The following is a 25,367-nucleotide window of genomic DNA, read 5'->3' as shown; positions in this document are numbered from 1 at the left end:
ATATATATCCATGTTCATGGATTAAGTCCCCACTTGTTTTTAGGTGGGAACTAAATTAAGGCTTATAGGATCGCTTGGTAAGGCTGTGTTAGCCGGATGCTTACAGTCCAACGGAACAGGATGAAGGCATTATTCAGTTCTCTACCCTAATGTGGTCAATAAGTCGCCAAGAAAAGACAAGGCTGAACTAAATGGATACACGATGTTTAAAGTCCTTATCATGTTTAACGGGCAGGGTCACGGAGCTAAATTCAGCCAATCCAAAGACACAGCATATATATTTTGTTGTGATCAATTACAGAGTTTGACGATCATTAATGTCGTGCGATGAGTCAGGATCACCGCTTGGATTCCGCTTGGTTTGGTGCGGGGGCAGACTTAAAGCAATGTGGACTAGAACAAGCTTTATATTTCATTGTCTACCGTACAAGCTAGCGCTCAAATTAGCGTACATGCGGATTAATCCCTATTTCAAAACCCTTCTATTCATTTAACTGCATTCAAAGCTGTGTCTTTGGACACAGCTTTTTTATGTCTGTCTTACTTTGTGGGCATGAAACATGAATCTTTAAAGTGTGCGTTCTAGTCAGTGATTCAACATAAGGATTTTGTGAAGAATATTCAATAAGGTTTGCATGGTAGTGTGAGACTGTGAATTAAAAAATGATAATGAGGAAATCAATAAAAAGAATATGTATTGAGCATTGAGTCTAGGGCTTAAAAACTTCGAAAATTCTTTCTGAAAGTTATCGCATCTCAGCAAAAGACTGGGCTTGAGATTTAATTTAATCACTAGAGTTTACAATATAAAAATGGTTAAAAATAAACTTTTGAAGAGGAATAATAAAAAAACGTATATCAATAAGTTATATTTTTTAAAAATGTTATTTATTTGGTATTTTCTTGTGTTTTTTGTGATTTTTTTGTAGTATTGTTTTTAATCATTGTAAAAAATTTATAATTATCGCGTGCTTGCAAGGGTCGGAAATGATAAACCTCTTAAAAAAAAGTGCTGTTCTACGAACAACATTAGTTGCTTTGATTGGTTTATTTATTGGGTTGTATAGTGCTTTAGTTTTTGCTCAGCCTAAAGCCGGAAGTAGCATCACCAATATTGCGAGTGGTGATTTTTATGATGAGCAGGGCAACCTACAAACAATTAACTCCAATCCTGTTATCCTGACAGTTCAGCCCATTTACTCATTGAGTCTACAAAGCAATCAGCAAAATATTGGTACAATTGGCAGTAAACTCAATTTCCCTCATGTACTCACCAATACAGGAAATATCGCAGATAACTATAAGGTTGTTCTGACACAACTCACAAATGATCAATTTGATCTGGAAAATATCGCAGTTTATGTAGATCGGGATCAAAATGGTGAACCTGATGACAATAATAATTTACTCAATAATGCAATCTTGCACTTAGAGGCAGATGAGTCAGTTGCTTTGGTGGTGGTCGGCAGTATTCCTAAAAATGTTGTCGCAGGTAATGTGGCAAACTTTAGTTTAACTTCAACCAGTCAACTTGATCCAGGTAATGTGTCTGCCACTGTCTCAGATGTTGCAAAAGTGGTTGATGATGCGGTCATTCAGGTCACAAAATCTCAAAATATCAGTACAGGTAAAACAGGCACAGAAGTTACCTATACATTTACCTATAGCAATACAGGGACTGCATCAGGTCAGTTGCTGGTTCATGATACCTTGCCAAGTAATGTTGCATATCAGGCAGGAACTGCGATTTGGAGTAATGGCACGGCTACACTGACAGATATAGATAATGACAATGAAGCAGGAAGTACTGCTGAATCAGTCATGAACTATAAATATGTAAATGGTGAGGTGGAGTTTAAACTGACAGGGATTGCCGCATTAAGCAAGGGCGCGGTGAGCTTTAAGGTGAAAGTCAATCAGAATGCAGCGGAAAAGATCAATAACACTGCGAACTATAAACAGTATAAAAACAATACAACTACTTTATTGAAAGACACCAACACCAACACCGTTATCTTTAATGTAGAGCAAACCTTAGGGGTGATACTGAATAACTCTTCTGCTGGAAATGCTGATGGAGGCACGAATGACTTGCTCACCAAAGCAAACACATTTACTGGGGCAGCCAAAGAAGTTCAGTTTGAAAATTATGTCTGGAATACGGGGCAGGCAACAGATAGCTATAATCTTACAATTGATAAAAGTATAAATGTGCCAAGTTGTGCGATAACACGTTTATATCACTCTGATGGAAAAACTTTGCTCACCGATAGTAATGCTGACGGTGTGGTAGATACAGGTTCGATGGCAGCAGGCGCATCGAAAAAAATTGTGCTTGGTGTTTATTTTTCTGCCAATTGTGTCACTACAGAGACTTTGAATTTTGACATCACAGCAATTTCTACCACAGATACAGCAATTAAGAATGCGACTCGTGATCAACTAACCAATACTAATTCTGTCGGTTCTAGTGACTTGTACAATAATGATGGTTCAGGAACTGGCATAGGAAATGTCACAGCAGCTGGTGGACAGGCATTATTCAAGCAAGTTGCAATTAAGGGCGGAAATGCGGTATTTCCTTTAATGGTTAAGAATTATAATAGTGTCTCCAATAATTATAATTTATATGCTTCAGCGAATGAGATTGATGTCAATAACATCAGCACCAATTTGCCTCCACAATGGATCGTAAAATTTTATGATACCAATGATAGTTGCCAGACATTAACAAGTGAAATTAGCAATACAGGAGTTGTTGCTGCTGGTGCAATCAAACAATATTGTGCGGTAGTCACTGTTCCGCCTAATACCAACTTGACCAATTTGCCAATTTGGTTTGCGATAAAATCCCCAATGAATGCTCAGGCAGATAGCATTAAAGATCAAGTCGATCTTATTCAACGACAAATGACATTTGCAAATGATCAACAGGGACGAGTGAATGTTGGTGGAACAGTTGTTTATCTACATACTTTGAAAAACATGGGTACGATTGTTGAGGGGAGTACCACGGGTCAGGTTAGCCTAAGTGTTGTATCGCAGAAACCAGCCGATAATTTTATTTATACGTTGTACTATGATGCCAATAACAATGGTGTGATTGATGCAACTGATCCACTCATTAATGACTTATCTACGGTTACGGGTGGTTTAGCGCCGCAAGCTTCAATTCAACTTCTCTTAAAAGTTCAGGCACCGACAACCGCAACCAACGGTATGTCCAGCGCAGCCAATATAATTGTAAAAACAAACAATGTTATTCAGGGTTTGGCTTTGGCTGATTTACAAAACACTGACTTGACCACGGTAGATCCAACCCAGTTACGTTTGACCAAAGAGCAGACCAAGGATGAAAATTGCGCCTTAACTTTGGCTACGGTAACCAATGCAACTTACGGAAGTACACCGCTTCAGATAAAACCAAATCAATGTGTGACTTACCGTTTAACCATTAAAAATGAGGGAATAACCTCGGCCAGTAATGTCGTGATCAATGACGTTGTACCTGTTTACAGTCAATTGCGTGTTGGTTTACCACCGTCAATTAGTCAGGGTTCAGTTGCAGTCAATGCGGGGCAGATTTCAGGAAATGTTGGCACCCTTGCGCCACAGGATCAGGCTGCCATGTACTTTTCTATTCGGGTAAGCCCATAAACAGAGCGGATATTAGAGCATGAAGATGATCAATACATTAAATAATAACCGCCCAAAACTGTTTAATTGGGTCTTGACCTTGCTGTGCGTGTTGATGGTCCAGCAATCGGCCTGGGCTGCAACCAACTCGATCATCAGTAACATGGCAGTTGGTGAATATAGTGAAGAGGGTTCAACTGTTGTACAGGTGGCACGTTCAAATCTTGTTCAAACCACGATTTTGCCTGTGTATTCATTAAATTTGGTGGCAGCCAATAACAAAACAGTAGTGGCAGGACAGACTGTTTATTTTAACCATATCTTAACCAATACCAGTAACGATACAGATCAATATACTTTCGCTGTAAGCAATAATCTCACTGGCGATGATTTTGATTTTGTGAATAGTAGCCTGATGGTTTATCTGGATGCCAACAATGATGGTGTCCCAGATGGATTACCAATTACAGGCTATACATTGGGTGCAGGTCAGTCAGTTGGACTGATTGTTGCGGCAACCATACCGAATACGATTACCACAGGAAAAGTTGCAAACTTGACTGTAGCTGTAACATCAATAAATGGTGCAACGGGAACAAACAGTAATGTCGACAAGGCAACTGTAACTGATCAGTCCACGTTGATGGTACGTAAAAAATTCTCCCAAACCACTGCTGCAAATGGAGACATTGTCACAATACGTTTGGATTATCAAAATCCAAGTAATGTTGCTACAGGTAATATCACTTTAACGGATACTCTGGATTCAACCTTAACGTATCAATCCAATAGTGGTGAAAACTGGAATGGCACAACCGTCGACCCTGCAACAGGAGCAAATGATCCTACTGGTATTAATTATTATGTAAGTTCTAATGTTGTGACTGCTGTATTGACCAGTATTCCTGCAAATTCGATTGGTTATATTGAATTTAAGGTAAAAATTAATAAAAGTATTGCAGGAAAGATTGAGAATTTTGTCAATGTGACAGGAACAACGACCGACAAAACAAATACTGCAATTGTAAATGTTGCTCCAGTCTATGCTGTCAAAATAAATGGCAGTGCAAGCAACGTCAATGATAATACCAATACCATTACGGCCAGCGCGGTTCCACAGGGTGGTGAACTTAAATTTACCAACTATGTCTGGAATACAGGGAATACTACAGACCGTTTTAACCTGACTTTAACTGGCAGTACATTTCCAGCAGGCAGTCAAATTGAGTTGTATCGTGCGGATGGTGTGACTCCGTTATTGGACAGTAATGGTGATGGCATTCCTGATACAGGATTATTGGCTGCCAATACCAGTGTTCCTGTTGTGGTCAAAGTTCGTTTCCCAAGTAGTTATGCGGTAACCACAAATACAGTTTTTGAAGTTACACCACAAGCACAGTCTGTGAGTGACAGTAGTAAAACCAGTACAATTAAAGATCAGGGTACTTTGACCCTTACTCTTGTTTCACAACTAGTAGATTTAACCAATGCGGATAATACGGGGCAGGGTAATGGTGTGGTTGATAATAATGGTGCTGCTTGGAAAACCTTAACAGTAAAATCCAGTAATAACCCTGTGACTGGTGGACAGGCAATTTTTCCATTAAGAGTGAAACATACAGGTGTTGGAACAGAGTATTTGCTCAGTGCAAATGCCAGCAGTGATTTTTCCAGCCTGACTTTACCCGCAGGCGTAAACCGTGTGCGTTTTTATGCATCCACAAATGGTACAAACTGTAGTGGGTTGGGTAATGAAATTGGTAAGACGATTTATTTAAATGATGGGGAAACCCAACTGGTCTGTGCGGTTGTTGAGGTCGATAAAGTTAATAATGACATTACTGTACCGATTTATTTCCGCGTCATCTCAACCAGCTTTGTCGCTACAGGTAACCCTGCTCAGGACATTATTAAAGATGCCATAACCATTCAAAGTGTAAACTCCAAGCCTCAATTGGAATTTATGCCAGATTTATATGGTCAGGTCGCACCATTAGGCACTGTGGTATATAGCCATCTATTGGTCAATCATAGCGATACAGTTTTTTCTGGCAGTTATGATTTTGTTCTAAGCAATGATCAGTCTGAATTTAATGCCAAACTTTATTATGACGCCAATAATAATGGACAGTTTGATGGTGGTGATACCTTAATTAATCATTTATCAGATTTACCGAGTGGTGGATTGGCATCACAGTCACAGGTCAGGTTGTTTGTTCAGGTGAATAATACTGCTTCAAATAATGTTACCCAATCCAACACAACCATTGTGAATTTAAAAGACTCAGCGAATCAAATTGTAGCATCTGTTAAGGATGTGACCACCGTGAATAAGTCACAGTTAAGTTTAACCAAATTGCAGGCACGAGATTTCAATTGTGATGGCACTGCTGACGAGGCTTATAGTTTAAATAAGCTAAATATTGGCAAGCAGGGCAATGGTCAGGGACAGTGCGTCCTCTACAAAGTAACCTTAAATAATTCAGGTCCCACAATCAATAATGTATTTACCTTTAGGGATATGACACCTGCTTATACGGTGTTATCGAAAGTTCCAACCTGTACATCATGTAGTGGCACGACAGCCCCTGCTTTAAATAATGCAGGTGAGCTGACAGGAACATTAAACAGTGTGGTTGGTGGTCAAAGTTACGAATTCAGTTTTGGGGTGCGCTATGTGGGGCAGTAATTCAATGGAAAAATTCAAGATGATGAAACTGGCTAGTCATGCTGTTCTAAAACTTTTGATTTTGTTTTTTTCACTGGTCAGTAGCATCAGTATTGCTCAGGCTGCTTATCAGCGTAGTTTTATCAACCTGAGTTTTGAAAGTCCTAAAATTGCAAATACTGGTAATGCCTGTCGTGTATATATTGACAGTACTAAGGTTCCTGGTTGGTTAACCACACATCCCTATTACCAAGAAGAGGCTGTAGATTCTTGTACGTATGTCCCAAGTGGAAATGGACAGGTTATGGAACTGTGGTCAGGACCTCGGGGTATTGGGGGGGGGGGCACAGGCAACATGGTTGCTAAAGAAGGAACGCAGTTCGCTGAATTAAATGCCCAATATATTTCAGAAATATCCCAAAATATTTGTTTGGTCAATGGCGAGCAAGTCAATTGGAGATTTAGCCATAATGGACGAAATACCAATCCTGATACCATGAATTTTCGTGCAGGTACGCAACCAGTAGTATCAGTCGCAACTGGTACAACAGGGACGGGTAATATAACGTCATGTAGTGCTGGTACATGTAATCCTGTGCAAAGTAATACTGTACCTGTAGGTAATACAACTCGATGGGCTGACTATAGTGGAAGCTTTATTTATACAGGTGCGACAGGGCAAACGACCATTGGTTTTCAGTCTACTTCAGGCTCAGGAACTTCAGGGAATTTTTTGGATGGCATTCAGATTGAGGTTAAGCCGATTATTGAATTTACATCTGCTAATTATTCTGTACCCGAAAATGGCGGTGGTGTTCAGCCTGTTCAGGTCATTGTGGTTGGAACTGTGCCACCAGCAGGCATTCCACTGACCTTTACAGTTACTGATGGTACAGCACAGCTAGGTACAGACTATAAAATTAATGGTGGGGTGGCCAATACTTTTACCATTACAATACCCGCTGGTAACTATGGAAGTGGCACACCTTATATCCTGAATGTCCCTGTAGAAATTATCAATGATACAGTCCCTGAACCTGATGAAACTTTTACCGTCACAATTAATCAAAGCAATGCATACCATGTCATGTCTTCAAGTGGTTGTGGTGCATCAGGTAATGGCACGGCAACCTATACAATTATTGATGATGATGCCCCTCAGGATGTGGATGTAAAAATTGAAAAAACTCAGCGTAAAGGAACGAGTGGATCATTTCAATCACAACCTCTAATGGTAAAAACTAATGATATAGTTCAGTATCAGTTAGTGATTACCAATAAAGGAGAACGTGCAATTAGTTCTACAGGGGTGGCTAATTTTCAGGATATCGTTCCAAATAATTTTAATTCAGTTTCTATTGCTGTAGCGGCCACTAAAGGTGGAACAGCAACTGCTTCAGATAAATGTACAGCAAGTTTATCTGGAAACACCTTGTCAGGTACTTTTAGTGGTCCTAAAGGAGCGACTTGTAGCGTTACTATCTCTGCAACAGCAGTGTCAGGCGTTGCCACAAACACGGCAACAGTGAATGCTACTGCAAATAATGATATTTTTCCTAGTGACAACAGCAGTAGTGTTCAGACAACAATTGCTAGGGCTTTGATTTACCTAAATAAAGCAAGTATTGGTGGAACAGGTTCATTTGATTTTTCTTTAACAGGCACAAATAAAACTAGTGCGACCGTTGTTACACAAACACCAATTGATCAATATCAGGTTGACGGTGGAACAATATTTACAGGTCAGCCTTTTGCAGTCACCTCGTCATCAGGGAGTGTAAACATTTCAGAAACAAATGTGGCTGGTTGGTCATTACTGGGTGCAACATGTCGTGTTCGAAATGCTGATGGCACGTCTGGCGCACTTGTTGGCACTGCACCAACATCAGGAACGGGTACAAAAACTTATTCCTTTACCTCCACTGAAATTAACAATAACCCAAATATAAACTGCAATTTTTCCAATATTAAAGTGCCAATTGTCAAGATTGCAAAAGAATCTCGTGGTGGTACAGGCACATTTGCTTTCGTCAACAGTAATTTATCCAGTACATCGACAAATGTGGCAACAACCTCCTCAAGTTCTTCCACTAATATTGGTAAAGGTTCTTCTGCTGCTTTAACAGTGAATGACACTTTTTCAAATGTGACGATTAGTGAGCCAACTGTATTGACGGGTTATGTATTAAAGGATGCGAAGTGTACTGATGCCAATAGCTTTATTACAGGAAATATTGGTGAGTTTGGTGATTTAAGCGGGTCAACGCTGACCATTTCATCTGGTCGACTAATTACTGGTGGAGCAGATATTACCTGTACATTTATTAATAGTACGCCAAGTTTAACAATTAAAAAAATTAGCCGTGGTGGAGTTGGAAAATTTGATTTTACTGCCAGTGCAAATAGCGGAATCTTAAACCATTCCATTACGACAACAGTTGCAGAAACTGAAACATCAGGCATAACCCAATATTTTTCTCCGAGTCTGTCATTAACAAATGTCATCTTAACTGAATCGGGTATGCCGACAGGATATCGGTTGACCGATGCTGTATGTACGGGTATAGGAGCAAGTTCAGTCACCGTTAATAAAACAAATGGGACAGTTACTTTAGCCAGAACGGGAATTACAGCAGGGGCAGATATTGTTTGTACCCTAACTAATACACTTACTACGCTCACTTTAATCAAAAAATGGGAAAATGCCTTAGCTGGTGATAGTGCAACCGTGAACAGTGTTGGCTTTACCACAAATGCAACAACAGGACTCTCAGTTGCGGACGCCACGGGAGCAAACTCTACAACAGGTACACCAATTATTGTTCCGCTGGCCATGCTTGGAACAACAGGAAGTATCATTGAGGCATTTAGCAAAGGCGATGAAAATGAGTATGTGGGAAATCTCGTCTGTACTGGCAACACTACGCCTTTAAATGGCAATAAATTAACGATTAATACAAACGATGCAGCAATTATTTGTACCTTAACCAATAGCCGTAAAGATTTAGTTTTAATATCAGGCAAAGTCTTTAATGATAATGGCGGCAACGTCAGCAATATTGTGGCAAATGCCTATAATGGAATCATTGATGCAAATGAGCAGGGCATTGCTGGCAGTTCGCTTAAACTTGCCAATTGTTCAGGTGTTGACCTCAATGTTGTATCAATAAGCAATGACAATGGGGATTATCGTTTTAAAGTTGAGAAAAGTGTTCTAAGTAACCCATTCTGCATTGTGCAAACCAATTTACCAGAATACACCTCAGTTAGCGGGGTAAGTCCAACAGGAACGTACAGTCGCAATACGGATACGATTACGGTGCCAAAAACCACAGCCACAAGTTATCCAAACAATAATTTTGGTGATGCCAATCTCAATGTGGTTTTAACAGAAGATGGACAACATACTATTACGGTAGGTGAAGTCACTGACTATCCTCATCGCTTGAGCACACAGGCACCTGTACAACTAACTCAACTTATCCGAAGTTCTTCAAACTCAAATAATGATCAGCCTTGGCAGGCACTGGTTTACCGAGACAGCAACTGTAATGGTGCTGTTGATGCTGGTGAGACAGTATTTGATCCAACGCCATCTGGTACTGTTTTATTACAACCCAATACCGATATCTGTCTGGTTCAACGAGTACTTTCGCCAACCAATATTTTTGCTGGTGCACAGCATATTGGAACACTACAGGCAAGCTATCAGGTCAGTTCACTTAACATTTCCAAGCAGACCCAACAGCGTCAGGACGTGACACTTATTGGTAGTGCAGGGTTAACACTGACAAAAAAAGTACGTGCAGTGACCAGTTGTTCGTCAACTCCATCTGATTCTTTAGGCTTTTTAGTAAATAACCAAGCCACGAAACAACAAAATTTGGAGTATGAGATCACCTATAAAAATAATAGTATCAAGAAACTTCAGAACGTAAAAATCAAAGATAGTCTACCCCAGGGTACAAGTTTTGGGAGTATCAGCTGCGCTTCCACCCCTAGTGGAAATACCTGTAGTGCAAATAGCTCAGGTAGTTCATTGCAATGGAATTTAACGGGAGTGTTAAATCCTGCCGCCGTAGGATCTTTAAGATTCTGTGTCACACAATAATTTGAAAAAAGTGAGCAAATCTGAATTAAGCAAAAACAACTGGAATACTAAAATAGATCAATTTAGTATAAAAGTTGTTTTGCTTGAATTAATCTGCATTTAATATACAAAAGTGTGACATATCTCAATAAAAATGTATTAAAATGATGTATTACTGTAATTATTTATTATTTCTTTGAATAGCATGTCGAAAAGTCAAATTTGCAGTTCAAAAATAAGATGGTGCCTTTTGGAGCAGGAAATATGTATTTAAAAAGTCAATACAAAACAGGTCTACTCGCAGTGGTGGCTTTATTTTTAGCTGTGAATGTAAATGCTGGAACTAAAGTATCAAAAGACCCTGTATCAGTAGAATTAAAAACTTATCTCGTTAGTGCAAGCGCAGATGGAAAACTGACAGCTAAGTTAGTTAGCAAAGTCAAGCCGAATGATGTGATTGAGTATCGTGCGACATATACCAACAACACGGCCGGAAAAATTAAAAATCTTGCGGCGACTTTACCAATACCAGTAGAAACCCAATTTTTAGGTAAGTCTCAACCAGAAAATGCTGAAGCAAGTACCGACGGTACACATTTTGCCCCAATGCCTTTAAAACGCAAAGAGGGTAATCAAATGGTGAATGTACCACTGAAAGATTATCGTGCATTGCGTTGGACCATTGCAGAACTTCCAGCTGGAAAGTCTGTGACGGTTTCTGCTCAAACACGCGTAAATAGTGAAAAAACAAGTAATTAATTGGCATTTTACGTATAAGGGGTAAAATAATGTCAAACCGTCTACAACTTACACAGCTAGCAGCTTCCATTGCATTGGTCGCTGGTAGTGCTGCTTTCGTTTCATCTGCACATGCCGCTGCACCAGCCGCTGGTACAAATATCAGTAACATTGCATCTGCAAGCTATACTGATAGCACAGGAAACACTAAAACTGTATCTTCAAATATTGTGACCACCACAGTATTGCCAGTTGCAAGTTTCACGTTGATTGCTGACCGAACAGCAAATGCCAATGCCAACAACCAGGTTTCTTTATCACACACCTTAACCAACACGGGTAACGGTAGTGATACGTTCACGGTAAATGTGGCGGATGTTACCTCTGGTGACCAATATGACTTCAGTAATTTAAAAGTTTATCTTGATGCCAATAAGGATGGTGTTCCTGATAGCCAGACTCCTGTAACAAGTGTTACCTTGGCAGCAGGTGAGTCGGTGAACTTAATTGTTCAGGCAACCACTCCAACAACTGGTGCAGGTGGTGCTGCACTTTCTGCTGGTGATTTGGGTAAATTAACCATCACTGCACAAAGTACTTTAGACAATACACTCACAGCAACAAATACAGACACCGTTAAAATTACCAACGGTGCAGTGATTAGTGTGATTAAATCTGCCAGCGTAACGGCAATTGATGCGACCCAAGCTCGTCTAAGCGATCGTGAAGTTGAATATAAGTTGGTTTACCAAAACACAGGTAACACCACAGCAACTAATGTAACTGTGACAGACTCATTGCCTGCTGGTTTAACCTATGTTGCTGGTTCTGCAAAACTTGCTGGTGCGACACAGACTGATGGTGTTGATGCCGATGGTTATAAGTTTGTTGAAACTACACCAGGATCAGGTAAAGGTACAGTTACTTTAACGATTCCAAACTTAGCACCAAATACGACAGGTACGTTAACCTTTAAAGTTCGTGTTGATCAAAATACTCCAGCAGGCGTGATCACCAACACCGCATATGTTGATCCAGATGGTCCATTAGGCTCAGAAGGAGATACGCCATCTAACCCGAATGATGTTAATATTTTAAGTATCAAAAAAGGTACAATCAACGATAACCAAGCTGATGCTTATGCCGATGCAGACAAAACTGCTGCAACGACAAAAGATGACCAGATTGTCATTGCAACAATCAAGCAGGGTGAAGTTGCTGAGTTTAGTGCTACGGGGCAAGGTGGCGAGCCAATCGTTATCCATAACACGGGTAATGTGAGTGAAGAATTTACAGTAAGTGTTGATAAAGGTTTGCCTAACACAGGTGGTTTACCAGCAGGCAGTATTGTTACTTTATATCAAGCTGATGGTGTAACACCATTTATTTCAACAGGTTCTATCCCAAGTGGTGGTACGTATAACCTTGTTGCAAAAGTAACACTACCAGCAAGTTATTCGACCGCTACAGCGATTAAAGCAATTTTAACCACAAGTCCTAAGTCTGATGCAACTAAGACAGATAAATTGGACTTGGTAATTAGTCAGGTAACGCCTGCAACAGTTGACTTACATAATGGTGATGCTTCAAATACTACTGGTTCAGTGGCTGGCGCATCTGGTAAAGATACTGGTTTAGATATTGACGTTCGTAGCACTAAACCGAATCAGGCTGTGAATTTCCCACTTCAAATTGATAATACTGGTGTAACAGGCGATAACTTTAATTTGGGTATTGATCCTGCACATGCATTACCAACTGGTTGGGATGTTAAATTCTATGTGGCTGATGGTAGTGGTAACCCAACAGGCGCACCATTAACCAATACTGGTAATATTAATGGTGGTGGTAACATTAAACTTGTTGCTGTGGTAACGCCTCCTGCCAATGCGCCAGCTGGTGACCAACAAGTTTACTTCAAGGTTTCTTCGCCAGCGACAGGCTTAAGCGATGTGATGGTAGATAAAGTAACTGTTCAGGCAGATCGTAAGTTAAGCCTGCAAAATGACCGCATTGGCCAAGTTGCACCAGGTGGTACTGTTGTTTATAAACACACTTTAACCAACACAGGTAACATTGATGAAGGTGCAACAGCAGCAAGCTTGCCATTTACCTTGACCAATGACCAGTCTGGTAATGGTTGGGTAACCAGCTTGTTTATCGATGTGAATAACGACGGTAACATTGATGCAGGCGATACTCTGGTTACAGGTAGTGATTTGGCAGCGGTAACAGGCGCGATTGCACGTAACGCTTCTGTGAATTTCCTCATCAAGGTTCAGGCACCAAGTAATGCAACGGCGGGAACACCAAGTTCAGTTGTCTTCACTATTAATCCAACAGCTGTGGGCGGTATTACACATTCAAGTATTTCAAACACTGACTTAACCACCGTGACCGAAGGTCAGGTACGTTTAGTTAAGGATCAGGCTTTGGTTGATTGTACAACAGGCACAGGTACAGCGTCGTATACACAGACTACTGTGAGTGCAAAACCAGGCGAGTGTGTGAAATATCGTATTACTGCGACCAACGAAGGTAATGCGAATGTTAAAAATCTGGTGATCAGTGATAATACGCCGTCATATACCACATTAATGGCAATTGTTGGTGTATCGCCAAAAGTGAGTACTAATGCAGCTCTAAGTAGTACAAGTATTACAGCTACTGGTGCAACAGGTAAAGTTGAAGCTGAAATGAAAGAAACTACAGCTGGTGATGGTAAAAATATCTTAGTACCAACTGCAAGTGCAACATTAGAGTTTGTGATTAAAGTGAATCCACTTACACCATAAGCTTTATTCATTCACTTGAAATGAAAACAAATAATTAGAGATGTGAACATTTGCCTAGGCAGGTGTTCATCTCAAATAAATTTTTGAATTTTTTAGACTATTTAGTTGAAGGGTAAGCGCTGTGCTACAACAGAAGCAATCTAACGCATTCCATAACATGACATTCATGTTATCAACGTTGACAGTATCAATATTGTCAGCGCAGTATGGTTATGCAGCGAATATGCCTGAAGTGGGTAGCTCTATCCAAAATATCGCCTATGCAACTTATGTTGCACCCGATGGTAAATCCCAACAAACAGTTTCAAATACCGTCGAAATCAATGTTTCTGCTCTTTACGCAATTGCTTTAACTACTCCACCAGTTCAGGAAATTGAACCAAGTACCCGTGTTATTTGGGCCAATACTCTGGTCAATAATAGTAATGCTCCTGTCAATGTACAGCTAGAAGCATTAACAATAAATGAACTAAGCAACGTTAAAATTTATGTAGATACCAATAAAAACGGTCAATTCGACACCGATGATCAACAACTGACAACCAATGTTGCCTTGGCGGTAGGCCAGAGCGTTCATTTGTGGGTCGTTGCAACAGCAAGTGCCACATTGACTGAAAGTCAGCAGTTAAATTTACCTTTAAAAGCAACACTTGTTGAAGATAATAGTGTAATAGCAACGGCTATGGATAGTGCTATCAGTTATGGCCCACAACTGGTTGCAACCAAAGAGGTTGTCCAGAAAACTTTTGAGCCATCAGCGAATGCCAACTATGATCTTAACTATACCTTGGCCATCACCAATCAAGGGAAAAAAGCGGCAAGACCAGTGGATGTGATGATCGATGGTCAGGCACAGAAAATGGTGCTTTTAGTTGATGATCTGCCTGCCAATACAACATTTAAGTCTGCACAGTTAAAAAATACGCAGGCCAAGGTTTTGTATAAGCAAACAGGCAATAACTATACAACGACCTTGCCAAGTGATTTAAGCAAGGTTGATCAATTGGTGGTTGGCTTTCCACAAATTGAGGCTAATACAACTGAACAAGTCGATCTTACGGTTACAATGAATCGTAACATTGCCAAAACAACGGTTAAAAATACCTATAAAGTTTCGTATGCAACCACAAATAGCCAAAAAGAGGTATTGTCTAATCCTGCTTTCACCGTGGTAGGTGGTCTTGCAGCGATTAATAATAAATCGGGTGATTTCCAAAATGTCTTGACTACAGGCAGTGTGAATAAACCACTTTATCTTGAAGCGCAAAATGCCAGCTGTAATGCAGACCGTTATACTGCCGACAAGGTGAAAATTAAGATTAAATCAGCCAAGACAGGTGATCTTGAAGAAGTCATTGGGGTAGAAACTGGGCCGAATACAGGCGTATTCCATTACACGCTACCAACCGCATTTGCAGATGTAGGTATTGCTTATGATTCATTATTACAAACTGTCAAACGCGATCAAGTACAAGTTAGCCTGACGGACTGTCTGGATGCACAGGGTAATTCAACCCAGACATTTACCGATATTAGTACTCAGGTGCTTATTGACCCATATGGCACAGTGTTTGATGCCAAGACAGGTTTACCTGTGGCGGGAGCAACAGTCACTTTATTAGACCAGAATGGTCAGCCAATTGCGGACAATATTGCATACAAACTTGATGAGCAGACTGGAGAGCTGGTTACAATTCCAGCCAAGCAGATCACCAATAGCGAGGGTAAATTTATTTATCCCCTTGTTAAAGCAGGAACCTACAGTTTTGTTGTGGATACAACCACAATTCCTGGAAATACACGTTATAGCTTTGTCAGTGATAAATCTGTTTATCCAAGTTTCCCTGCGGATAAGGCTGTTGATCTGGAATGGTCTTATGCTGGCAAATTCACCTTAAATAATGGTGATCCAGCACTCAATATTGATATTCCAATTGATCCTGATTTGACTGTACCAACCTCGCCGTTATTTGTACAAAAGGTTGCGACCAATAAAAACTCGGAAATCGGTGAGTTTGAAGAATATACCGTGACGGTTGCCAATCGTGGCACGGTGGATTCCAAAGATGTTTCGATTACTGATACCTTGCCTAGAGGCTTTATCTATGTTCAGGGTTCTATGCGTATCGATGGCACCAAGGTTGCTGACCCATTAGGTGGAAAAGGTCCTTATTTGAAACTTGGTTTAGGTACACTGACTCCAAGTAAGGAAGTTAAGGTTCAGTATCGCGTCTATATTGGTCCAAATGCCTTGAATGGTGATGGCATTAACCGTGTTCGGGCAAAAGATGGTCAGGGAATCGAATCAAACGAAGCATCTGCAAAAGTAGAAGTAACTCCTGGCGCAATGATCTCTGATGGCTTTATTGTTGGTAAGATTTTTACTGACTGTAACCGTAATGGGGTACAGGATGCAGGTGAAGTCGGTGTGCCAGGTGTGCGTATTTACCTTGAAGATGGTAGCTATGTGGTGACTGACAGTGAAGGTAAATATGATTTTTATGGGATCAGTGCCAAAACCCACGTTCTAAAGGTTGACCGTACCAGTTTGCCAGTTGATTCTGAGTTGGTGTTAATTGGCAATCGTCAGGCAGGTGATCCAAATAGCCGTTTTGTGGATTTAAAACGTGGTGAACTACATCGTGCCGATTTTGCAATTGCCAATGGTACAGGACAATGTTCGCAAGCCTTATTGCAACAAATCGCAGAACGTAAAAAACGCATTGAACAGGACAACACCAATTTAGAACAGGTGTTACGTTCAGACCTTACCATTGATCCAGTTTTTTCCAAGATTACCGATGTTAAAGGTCAGCCAGCAAGTGGTTGTATCTTGGCACAGGGAATCAGGGCCAATTGTAACCTTGATTTTTCCAAGGAACAGGCTAAGGAACTGAAAGAGGTTACTTTTGAACCAGAAAAATCTGGCGTTGCTTCTTCAGTTGCCTTGCCACTGACTGAAACATTGGCAGCAACTGAGAGTGTGCCAGCCGAATCCACTCAAGCTGCGAAAATGCTTAGTCTGGAAACAGTGCTGGAAAATGCTGCCAATAATCAGCTAGAAATTATCAACTTAAAAGATGGGCAGCTTCTTGGTTATGCCCAAACAGCGGTTCAGGTTAAGGGTGCTGCTGGCACACAACTACAACTGTGGGTAAATGGCACACAGGTTTCTGAGAAACGCATTGGTAAACGTGCAATATTGCCTGAGTTACAGGTTGCAGGTCTGGATTTTATCGGTGTCGATCTTGCTGTGGGTAAAAACAGTATTGAAGTTCGTCAAGTCGACATGATGGGTAATGTTCGGGATAGCAAACAGGTCAATGTGATTGTCCCTGACCAAATGGATAAGCTGTTACTTGAGTCAGCCAAAGTACAGCCGCAAGCCAACGGCCGTGATTATTTTAACGTGACCATGAAAATTGTTGACCGTAATGGCACATTGGTTTCTACCAGAACTCCAGTTACGCTCGACAGCTCGATTGGTAAAATTGAGTTGACTGACCTGGACCCGAAACAACCTGGTATTCAGGTGTTTGTTGAGGGCGGTACACTTGTTGTGCCAATAAAGGCGCCAATTGAGGCGGGTGAAGGAACGCTGTCGGTTGAAAGTGGTATTTTTCATAGCAGTACACCAATACGTTTCTTACCTGATTTACGTCCGATCATTGCAGTTGGTTTGGTAGAAGGATCAATTAACTTTAAGAAATTTGACCCGAAACAGTTAAGCAATGTCGGTTCGCAGGATGGGTTTGAGGAAGAACTGCAAGAGATTTCATCATCGGACAATGGCAAAAGCAATGTGACAGGGCGTGCAGCCATGTTTCTGAAAGGGAAAGTCAGGGGTGAATATCTACTAACCCTTGCCTATGATTCTGACAAGGATAAAAACCAGCGTCTGTTCCGTGATATTCGTCCAGATGAATATTATCCAGTTTATGGTGACTCGGCAGCGAAAGGTTTTGATGGACAAACAACCAGTAAACTGTACGTGCGTGTGGATAAAGGCCGTTCCTATGCCATGTATGGTGATTATGTCACACGTACCGAAAATGATGAGGGCCTGGCTTTAGGTCAATATAGCCGTTCATTAACAGGTGTTCGTGGGGCTGTCGAAACAGACCGCTATAAAGTAACGGCCTTTGCTGCGCAGACCAATACACAACAGGTGACCAGTGAACAACGTGCCATGGGGATTTCGGGTCCTTATAGCATGGGCAATGTCAATACCGATGATGTGCTTGCCAATAGTGAAAAAGTTGAGGTGGTGACCCGTGACCGCAATAATCCAGGCCTGATCATTTCGCGTAGCACTTTGGCACGTTTTACCGATTATGAAGTGGATACCTTTAGCAACAGCATTTACTTAAAAGATCCTGTACCAAGTGTCGATGCTGACCTGAATCCAGTTTATCTGCGTATTACAGTGGAATCTGATCAGGGTGGGGATGAATACACGGTTGGTGGAGTTACAGGCTCGGTGAAGCTGCTTGATCAGGTGAAAGTGGGTGGGGCTTATGTAAAAAGCAATAATCCACTGACGCAGGACCAGTTGGCGAGTGTCAATACCGTGGTGAAATTTGCCGACAAGGGTAAATTGATTGCTGAGTTTGCCCGTTCTGAAAATATCAATGACGGTTCAAACTCTTTAACACAGATTAACACCACGGCAGATGCAACAGGTAAATTATCGGGGAATGCGGCTCGTGTTGAACTGAACTATGCCTATAAGAATATGGAGCTGAAAACCTACCATAATCAGGCAAATACAGGGTTCTATAACACTGCGGCACCAATCACCGCTGGACGTAAGGAAAGTGGTATAAAAGGGCGTGCGCAACTGGGTAAGATCGGTTTGGCAAAACTGGAGGCTATCCGTACTGAAGATTTGCAAAGTGGTGTCAATCAAGGTGTTTCTGCCAGTATTGAACGTGCGATCAGCCGTATTGTGGCAGTTGAGCTGGGCCTGAAATATTATGATGAGTCTGAGAATCCAGCACTGTTGGGGGCTTCACAAACAGCGCCGTATCATGGTTTAACCGCACGTACAAAAATCACCACACAGCTTCCTTGGCAGGGTTCAAATGTTTTTGCTGAATATGAGCAGGATGTTTCCGAAGCTGAGCGTCGTAATTTTGCCTTGGGTGCGAATTACCAGATTAATTCAAAACTACGTGCCTATGGTCGCCATGAGTTGGTGTCCAGTATTCAGGGACTGTATGACCTAAATAACAATCAGCGTCGTAATGTCACAGTGTTTGGTCTGGACAGTAAATATAACAATAACGGTACGGCATTTAGTGAATATCGTGTTCGCGATGGCATCAGTGCGCGCGAAGCTGAAGCTGCAATCGGTTTACGTAACCGTTGGGAACTGGAAAAAGGCTTCTATGCAACCACCAGTTTTGAACAGGTGAAGTCATTGTCAAAAGCAGATACTGATAACCAAAATTCCGATAACACTGCTGCATCTTTAGGTGTGGAATATCTGGCCAATCCAAACTGGAAAGCTGTTGCGAGAATTGAAGCACGTTGGGCTGACCAGTCTGACACCATCCTGAATAATCTGGGGATTGCCTACAAATATTCCAATGACGTGACTTTATTGGCGAAAAATGTAGTTAGCCTGACTGATAGTAAGAATGAAAACAGTGGTGATCGCCTGGTTGATCGTTTCCAGGTGGGGGCTGCCTACCGTGACACTGAGCACAATCGTTTTGATGCGCTGACCAAGGTGGAATACCGCTATGACAGTAACAAGTCAGATTTAAATAATCCATACTTAAAGCATGTCTATATTTTTTCAAATCACTTGAATTATCATCCAAGTCGCGATATTACCCTTTCAGGCCAATATGCAGTTAAAAATGTGGACACAACGTTCTCTGGTTTGGAGTCAAGTGGTATGACACATATGCTCAGTGGTCGGGCAATGTATGACATCAATGAACGTTGGGATGCGGGTATTCATACAGGCGTGTTATGGTCGAACATGAGTTCGGGCCGCCGTGTTTTGGTTGGGGGGGAAGTGGGCTATTTGCTGGCTGCAAACCTCTGGTTATCAGGTGGTTATAACTTCTCTGGCTATAAAGATGATGATCTGGTGGATAGTGACACAACTCTTCAGGGCGCATATGTACGCTTTAGATTCAAGTTTGATGAGAACCTGTTTTCTCGCAACAATTCTACCGTGAACGCTTCAAGAGAACCATAAAGATGAAATATGTCACACCTGCCTTGCGTCAATTTTATCGTGGTGCTGCAACTGTTGTGGTTTGCTGGAGCGTGATGGTTTGGGCAAAAAATCCTGATCATTTGGCTGCACCTGTTATGGCGCAAGATTCTCCAGATACTACAGCCCAGTCAGGTATTTATAATCCAAAAGATCAACAGGTTGCTGCCTTGCAAACACGTCTCGTTCCTTTTTTGAATGAACAGGGAATTGAACGTTATCATGCTGTCAAAGCAGCCGCATGGTTGACTTATGCAGCCCATGAGGGAAGTGAAAAAAGTGCAACAGTTGCGCGAAAGGAGGCCCTTGCCCAGGCGGAAATGATTATAGTGGCATTAGAGCAAGGTCAGGCTAAGCAGTTAAGTTTAACCACACCGATTCTGTCTACCTCAAGTGTAATGCGTCGGGATTTATGGGCAAATACTGAATTATTGAAACAGCATGCAGGTTTTTCCTGTGCCCAGTCTCAGATTGCACAGGCAGAGGTGATGCTGGTCTGGGCAGCCGCTGAACATTGTGAGTTGGGCTGGCGACATTCACGGGAGCTGTTTTTATCAGCACAGCGCTTAATTGATCAGGCAAATAGTCGGGCGTTTAGTTGCAGTGCAGATGTTCCTCAACAGCTTCCGAAAATTAGTTATCCATCTTTACAGGAACTGAATGGCAGTGAGCAGGGATGTCATGGTGTGGTCGGAACATGGCCGATTTGGTCGCCACAACAAAAAACAGTCATCTCTGAAAATAGCCAGGTTGCTGATCAACCTGTGCCGAATGTTGTACATTTTGCTTTGGATCAGGCAGTTTTATCGCAAGATTCCATCAATGTGCTCAATCAGATCGTGAACTTCCTAACAGCACATCCAGCTTACACCTTGACACTGTATGGATTTACCAATCAGCAGGCAAATGAACAATATAATTTAAAATTGTCCTTGCGTCGTGCGCAGGCAGTATCTCAATATCTAACTCAGCAAGGTGTTGCCCTAAATCGTATTGCGACAGAGGCAAAAGGTAAGACCCAGCTGATTAAAAATGAAAACCCGTATCACACAAATGGATAGCCAAATCCTATCCCTATACGCCAAAGGCATGACGACACGAGATATTGTTGCCACATTCAAGGAAATGTACGATGCGGACGTCTCCCCAACGCTTATTTCCAAAGTGACGGATGCAGTTAAAGAACAAGTAATAGAATGGCAAAATCGACCATTGGATGCCCTTTATCCTATTGTCTATATGGATTGTATCGTCGTGAAAGTGCGTCAAGATAGTACGATTATTAACAAAGCGGTGTATCTAGCATTAGGTGTCAATACAGACGGACAGAAAGACTTATTAGGTATGTGGATGTCAGAAAACGAGGGTTCTAAATTTTGGCTCTCAGTCGTTACAGAACTGAAAAATCGTGGTTTAAAGGATATTCTGATTGCCTGCCTTGCGAAGCAGCGCTTCTCAGGACTGAAAGGCTTTCCTGATGCGATTAATACGATTTACCCTGATACGCATATTCAGTTGTGTATCATCTACATGGTACGCAACAATCTTAAATATGTGAGTTGGAAAGACTACAAAGCTGTCACAGCCGATTTAAAAAAGATATATCAAGCTGTTACAGAAGACGCAGCCTTACAAGCTTTAGATGAATTTGGACAAAAATGGGATGAGAAGTATCCTCAAATCAGCAAATCATGGCTTGCCAACTGGTCGAATCTAAACACGTTTTTCGCTTATTCTATGGATATTCGCAAAGCGATTTACACGACGAATGCGATTGAATCATTGAACAGCGTTATCCGCCATGCAACCAAGAAAAGAAAAATCTTCCCAACTGATGATTCTGTGAAAAAGGTGGTATATTTAGCAATTATGGCAGCAAGCAAAAAATGGACGATGCCTATTCAGAATTGGAAAGCTGCCATGAATCGCTTTAGTATCATGTTTGAAGAGCGTGTAACCAAGTATTTTTAAAACTGTATTTACACAGAATTATTTACACCCTCCAAGAGGTCTAATATATTTTATTAAAAAATTTATTTAATATGATAGTTTTTTATTTTTAAATTTGATATTTATGGTTTAATTCGGCTTTGTTGCACAAACCTATCTGTAACGGCTTTTTCAGCGATATAATTTTCAAATGAAGAAGCCTACACACAATGAACCGTACCGGGTTTGTCGGAGACTTTTTATTTAAGTTAGGCCACCTGACCTAACGGGTTAATCTTATCATAGTATATTGCTTCAAAATCAAAAGGTGATACATGACCTAATGCACTATGTACACGCTCTTTATTGAACCAATCTACCCAATTTAGTGTCGCAAGTTGTACATCCGCTAAACCTTGCCAATCTGCTTTTAGATATTCAATCACCTCTGTTTTGTATAAGCCATTCACCGTTTCAGCCAAAGCATTATCGTATGAATCACCCATCGTACCGACTGATGCTCGTAAATTTGCTGCTTCTAAACGATTGGTATAGCGAATAGAAAGATATTGCACACCTCTGTCGGAATGATGAATCACGTTCTTTGGCATGCCTCGATCATGCAATGCTTGCTCCAATGCATCAAGCACCATATCTGTATTCATTCGTGTAGATACTTTCCAGCCAACAATTGCTCGTGAGAACACATCAATAATAAAGGCGGTATAGACCCAGCCTGAATTTGTTTGAATATACGTAAAGTCACTCACCCACAGTTGGTCAGGATGATCAGCAGTAAAATTACGTTTCACTAAATCATCTGCTCGTTTTTGGTCATCTCGGCTACGGGTCGTTTGTTTATTCTTACCTCGCCAAACACCTTGTATACCTAGCTTTTGCATCAATCGAGCAACTGTACAGCGCGCAATAATATAGCCTTCACGTTTCAGTTTTTGCCAAACTTTACGTACACCATATCGACCTGAACTTTCCTTCCAGAGTCGTTTAATTTGTTCAGCATGATGCAAGTCATGTAAATCTCGTTTCGCTCGATGTTCTGGATTGTCCGCGAGATCTAAAGTTCGGTAATAGGTCGAAGCTACGATCGGTAAAATTCTACAAATCGCCTCGACTCCTTACAGCTCTTTATTATTATGGATAAAATCCACCATTATTTGTGTGGGCGGTCGAGCTCCGCCTGGGCGAAAAAAGCGGCTGCTTTGCGTAGAATTTCATTGGCACGCTTTAATTCTTTGATTTCACGTTCCATTTGCTTCATTTTTTCTTGATCAGATGACTGTTGTACTTTGACAGGATTTCGTTGAACGAGATGTTTTAAATACCAAACACGAAGTGTTTCAGGGGTACAACCAATTTTAGGTGCAATAGCAGTGATTGCAGCCCAATTCGATGGATAATCTTTTTCGGATTCAATCAATAATTGAACCGCTCTTTCTCTGATTTCAGGGGTATATTTTACTTTTTTCATCGGGACATTCTCTCAAGAAAGTTGGTCTCCGACAAACCCGGTACGGTTCAGTTATTAAATTACCTGATTTTAGGGATATTGTTTAGCTTGTATTTTTCGCTATAGTAGGCGGTTATAATAGGGGGTGCTGTGTGTCAGAATTAGCAACGATTTTACCCGTTCCAGTTTTAATTGTTGAAGATGAAGGGCTGATTCAAGAACGATTAAAAAAGATATTGGCAGAACTGGGCTATAGGGAAGATATGCTTATTTTTGCTAAAAACTTGCAACAGGCTTTTGTAGAAATAGAACAGCAACCTGTTTCCTTGGCTTTGGTTGATTTGGGACTGCCTGACGGTAACGGCATAGAGCTGATTGAAAAGCTTCGTGCACAGGATAGCAATGCCATGATCTTGGTGATTTCAGCCTGGAGTACTCAGGAAAGTTTATTTTCAGCAATCAAGGCAGGCGCGACAGGTTATGTTCTGAAAGAACGTGATGATGTTGAAGTTAAGTTATCCATTCGCAGCATTTTACGTGGCGGTGCGCCGATAGACCCTTTTATTGCTCAAGAAATTTTGAAACAGATATCAGCTGCGGTTATACCGGCAGTGGCTGATCAGAAAATCATAGATGCAGATATGGAGCTGTTAACCAGCCGGGAAACTGAGATTCTAAATCTGGTCGCTCAAGGCATGAGTAACCGGGAAATCGCCGAACAACTCTTTGTTTCTAAATATACGGTTGAAAGTCATATTAAGCATATTTACCGGAAATTGTCGGTAAGCAAAAGAACAAAGGCCGTGAGTGCAGCACGATCCTTAGGGATTTTATGAAGCAGTTGATTGGGCATTATTTTTTTATTTTTGTTCTTAGCCTGCTGAGTCAATTTAGTTATGCTGAAATAATTGAAAATATCAATGCACAATGTGCAGTGCACATTCATTCTGTTGATACCGTTAAAACCAGTTCATTTACAGTTTTACCCCGACAGGGTTGGCAATCTGTAGATTTGCCGGATCAGTGGCAAAAGCGCTGGAAAAATTATAATGGAGCAACATGGTATAAAATTCAGTGGAGCTGGTCATGTCAGAATCAGGCCAGACTTGCCGAGCCGATTGCTTTTCTCATTAATTATATTAATTCTGCGGGTGCAGTTTATTTAAACGGCAATTTACTCTGGAAAGATAAGCATTTACAAGAACCACTGTCAAAAAGCTGGAATATGCCGCGTTACTGGATTTTACCGATATCGGCATTAAACAGCGGTGAAAATGAAATTTTAATTTATGTGAATGGCTTGGCTTTTCAGTCTCCGGGTATTGGCCAGATTTCTTTTAATAATGTACAAAACATTTCCGAGTCATATCAAAGTCAGGTATGGAATCGCCGAACTTTATTTTTAATTAACCTCATTTTATCCATTACCTTTGGCGTGATCTGTTTTGTGATTTGGCTCTTGCGTCGAAAAGAGAGCACTTTTGGGTGGTTTGCCTTAAGTTCTTTTTTATGGGTGCTATTTATTTCCAATATACTGAGCACAGAAACATTTCCCTATCCCAATGTATTAATTGCAGCACAGGCCAATTTGGCTTTTTTTATTCTTTATGTCTTAAGTTTCTGTATTTATTAGACCTCTTGCGAAAGTCAAAACCACCTCAATCTAAGTTTCATGAGATATCAGAACTTAAACCGTTTTTCAGATTCTGAATTTAAACGCTTGGTTGGCGTACCTCGACCAGTTTTTACCGAAATGGTAGAGGTTTTAGAAAAAGCAGAATCACTCAAAAAGAAATCAGGTCGTCCTCATA

The 25,367-nt window shown here is 41.0% G+C and carries 9 protein-coding genes, 3 pseudogenes and 1 other annotated feature; of the genes and pseudogenes, 11 read left to right on the top strand and 1 reads right to left on the bottom strand.

The genetic code is table 11. The features are described from left to right. Positions 1-104: 104 nt before the first annotated feature. From ACE01T_RS12745 to ACE01T_RS12705, 9 genes and pseudogenes are all read left to right on the top strand, one after another. Positions 105-435, top strand: a pseudogene (locus tag ACE01T_RS12745) (DUF932 domain-containing protein); the annotation flags it as partial. Between the two features lie 552 nt (positions 436-987). Beyond that, on the top strand, positions 988-3,657 hold the full coding sequence (locus ACE01T_RS12740) for a hypothetical protein (protein ID WP_395519374.1): 2,670 nt from the start codon (positions 988-990) through the stop codon (positions 3,655-3,657). A gap of 19 nt (positions 3,658-3,676) precedes the next feature. Beyond that, on the top strand, positions 3,677-6,325 hold the full coding sequence (locus ACE01T_RS12735) for an autotransporter outer membrane beta-barrel domain-containing protein (protein ID WP_395519373.1): 2,649 nt from the start codon (positions 3,677-3,679) through the stop codon (positions 6,323-6,325). Further along, the gene (locus tag ACE01T_RS12730) at positions 6,312-10,415 is read left to right on the top strand and encodes a prealbumin-like fold domain-containing protein (RefSeq protein WP_395519372.1); all 4,104 of its coding nucleotides are present in this window, start codon (positions 6,312-6,314) and stop codon (positions 10,413-10,415) included. The genes ACE01T_RS12735 and ACE01T_RS12730 overlap by 14 nt, the downstream gene beginning before the upstream one ends. Before the next feature lie 243 nt (positions 10,416-10,658). Beyond that, positions 10,659-11,153 carry a hypothetical protein gene (locus tag ACE01T_RS12725; protein WP_395519371.1) on the top strand — a complete coding sequence of 165 codons (495 nt, stop codon included), beginning with the start codon at positions 10,659-10,661 and terminating at the stop codon, positions 11,151-11,153. 29 nt (positions 11,154-11,182) lie between these two features. Continuing rightward, complete coding sequence (locus ACE01T_RS12720; protein ID WP_395519370.1) at positions 11,183-13,927, top strand: beta strand repeat-containing protein; 2,745 nt, start codon at positions 11,183-11,185, stop codon at positions 13,925-13,927. 121 nt (positions 13,928-14,048) lie between these two features. Next, positions 14,049-20,141, top strand: a complete 6,093-nt coding sequence (locus tag ACE01T_RS12715; protein WP_395519369.1) for an SdrD B-like domain-containing protein — start codon at positions 14,049-14,051, stop codon at positions 20,139-20,141. Positions 20,142-20,143: 2 nt separating this feature from the next. Then, positions 20,144-21,220 carry an OmpA family protein gene (locus tag ACE01T_RS12710; RefSeq protein ID WP_004842523.1) on the top strand — a complete coding sequence of 359 codons (1,077 nt, stop codon included), beginning with the start codon at positions 20,144-20,146 and terminating at the stop codon, positions 21,218-21,220. Next, positions 21,189-22,130: pseudogene (locus ACE01T_RS12705) on the top strand (IS256 family transposase); the annotation flags it as partial. The gene ACE01T_RS12710 and the pseudogene ACE01T_RS12705, both read left to right, overlap by 32 nt. 227 nt (positions 22,131-22,357) lie before the next feature. Here ACE01T_RS12705 and ACE01T_RS12700 read toward each other — a convergent pair. Then, a pseudogene (locus ACE01T_RS12700) lies at positions 22,358-23,577 on the bottom strand (IS3 family transposase). Further along, positions 23,186-23,302 (bottom strand) — a sequence feature (AL1L pseudoknot). (Overlaps the previous pseudogene by 117 nt.) 131 nt (positions 23,578-23,708) lie before the next feature. Here ACE01T_RS12700 and ACE01T_RS12695 point away from each other — a divergent pair. Further along, positions 23,709-24,392, top strand: coding sequence for a response regulator (locus tag ACE01T_RS12695; RefSeq protein ID WP_395519368.1), 684 nt, complete (start codon positions 23,709-23,711; stop codon positions 24,390-24,392). Continuing rightward, complete coding sequence (locus tag ACE01T_RS12690; RefSeq protein ID WP_395519367.1) at positions 24,389-25,189, top strand: hypothetical protein; 801 nt, start codon at positions 24,389-24,391, stop codon at positions 25,187-25,189. Before ACE01T_RS12695 ends, ACE01T_RS12690 begins: the two co-directional genes overlap by 4 nt. Positions 25,190-25,367 lie beyond the last annotated feature (178 nt).

Source organism: Acinetobacter uliginosus (assembly GCF_044130295.1).
GTDB lineage: Bacteria > Pseudomonadota > Gammaproteobacteria > Pseudomonadales > Moraxellaceae > Acinetobacter.
Note: the sequence above shows the minus strand (reverse complement) of the source record. Positions and strands in the feature narration are given on the sequence as shown.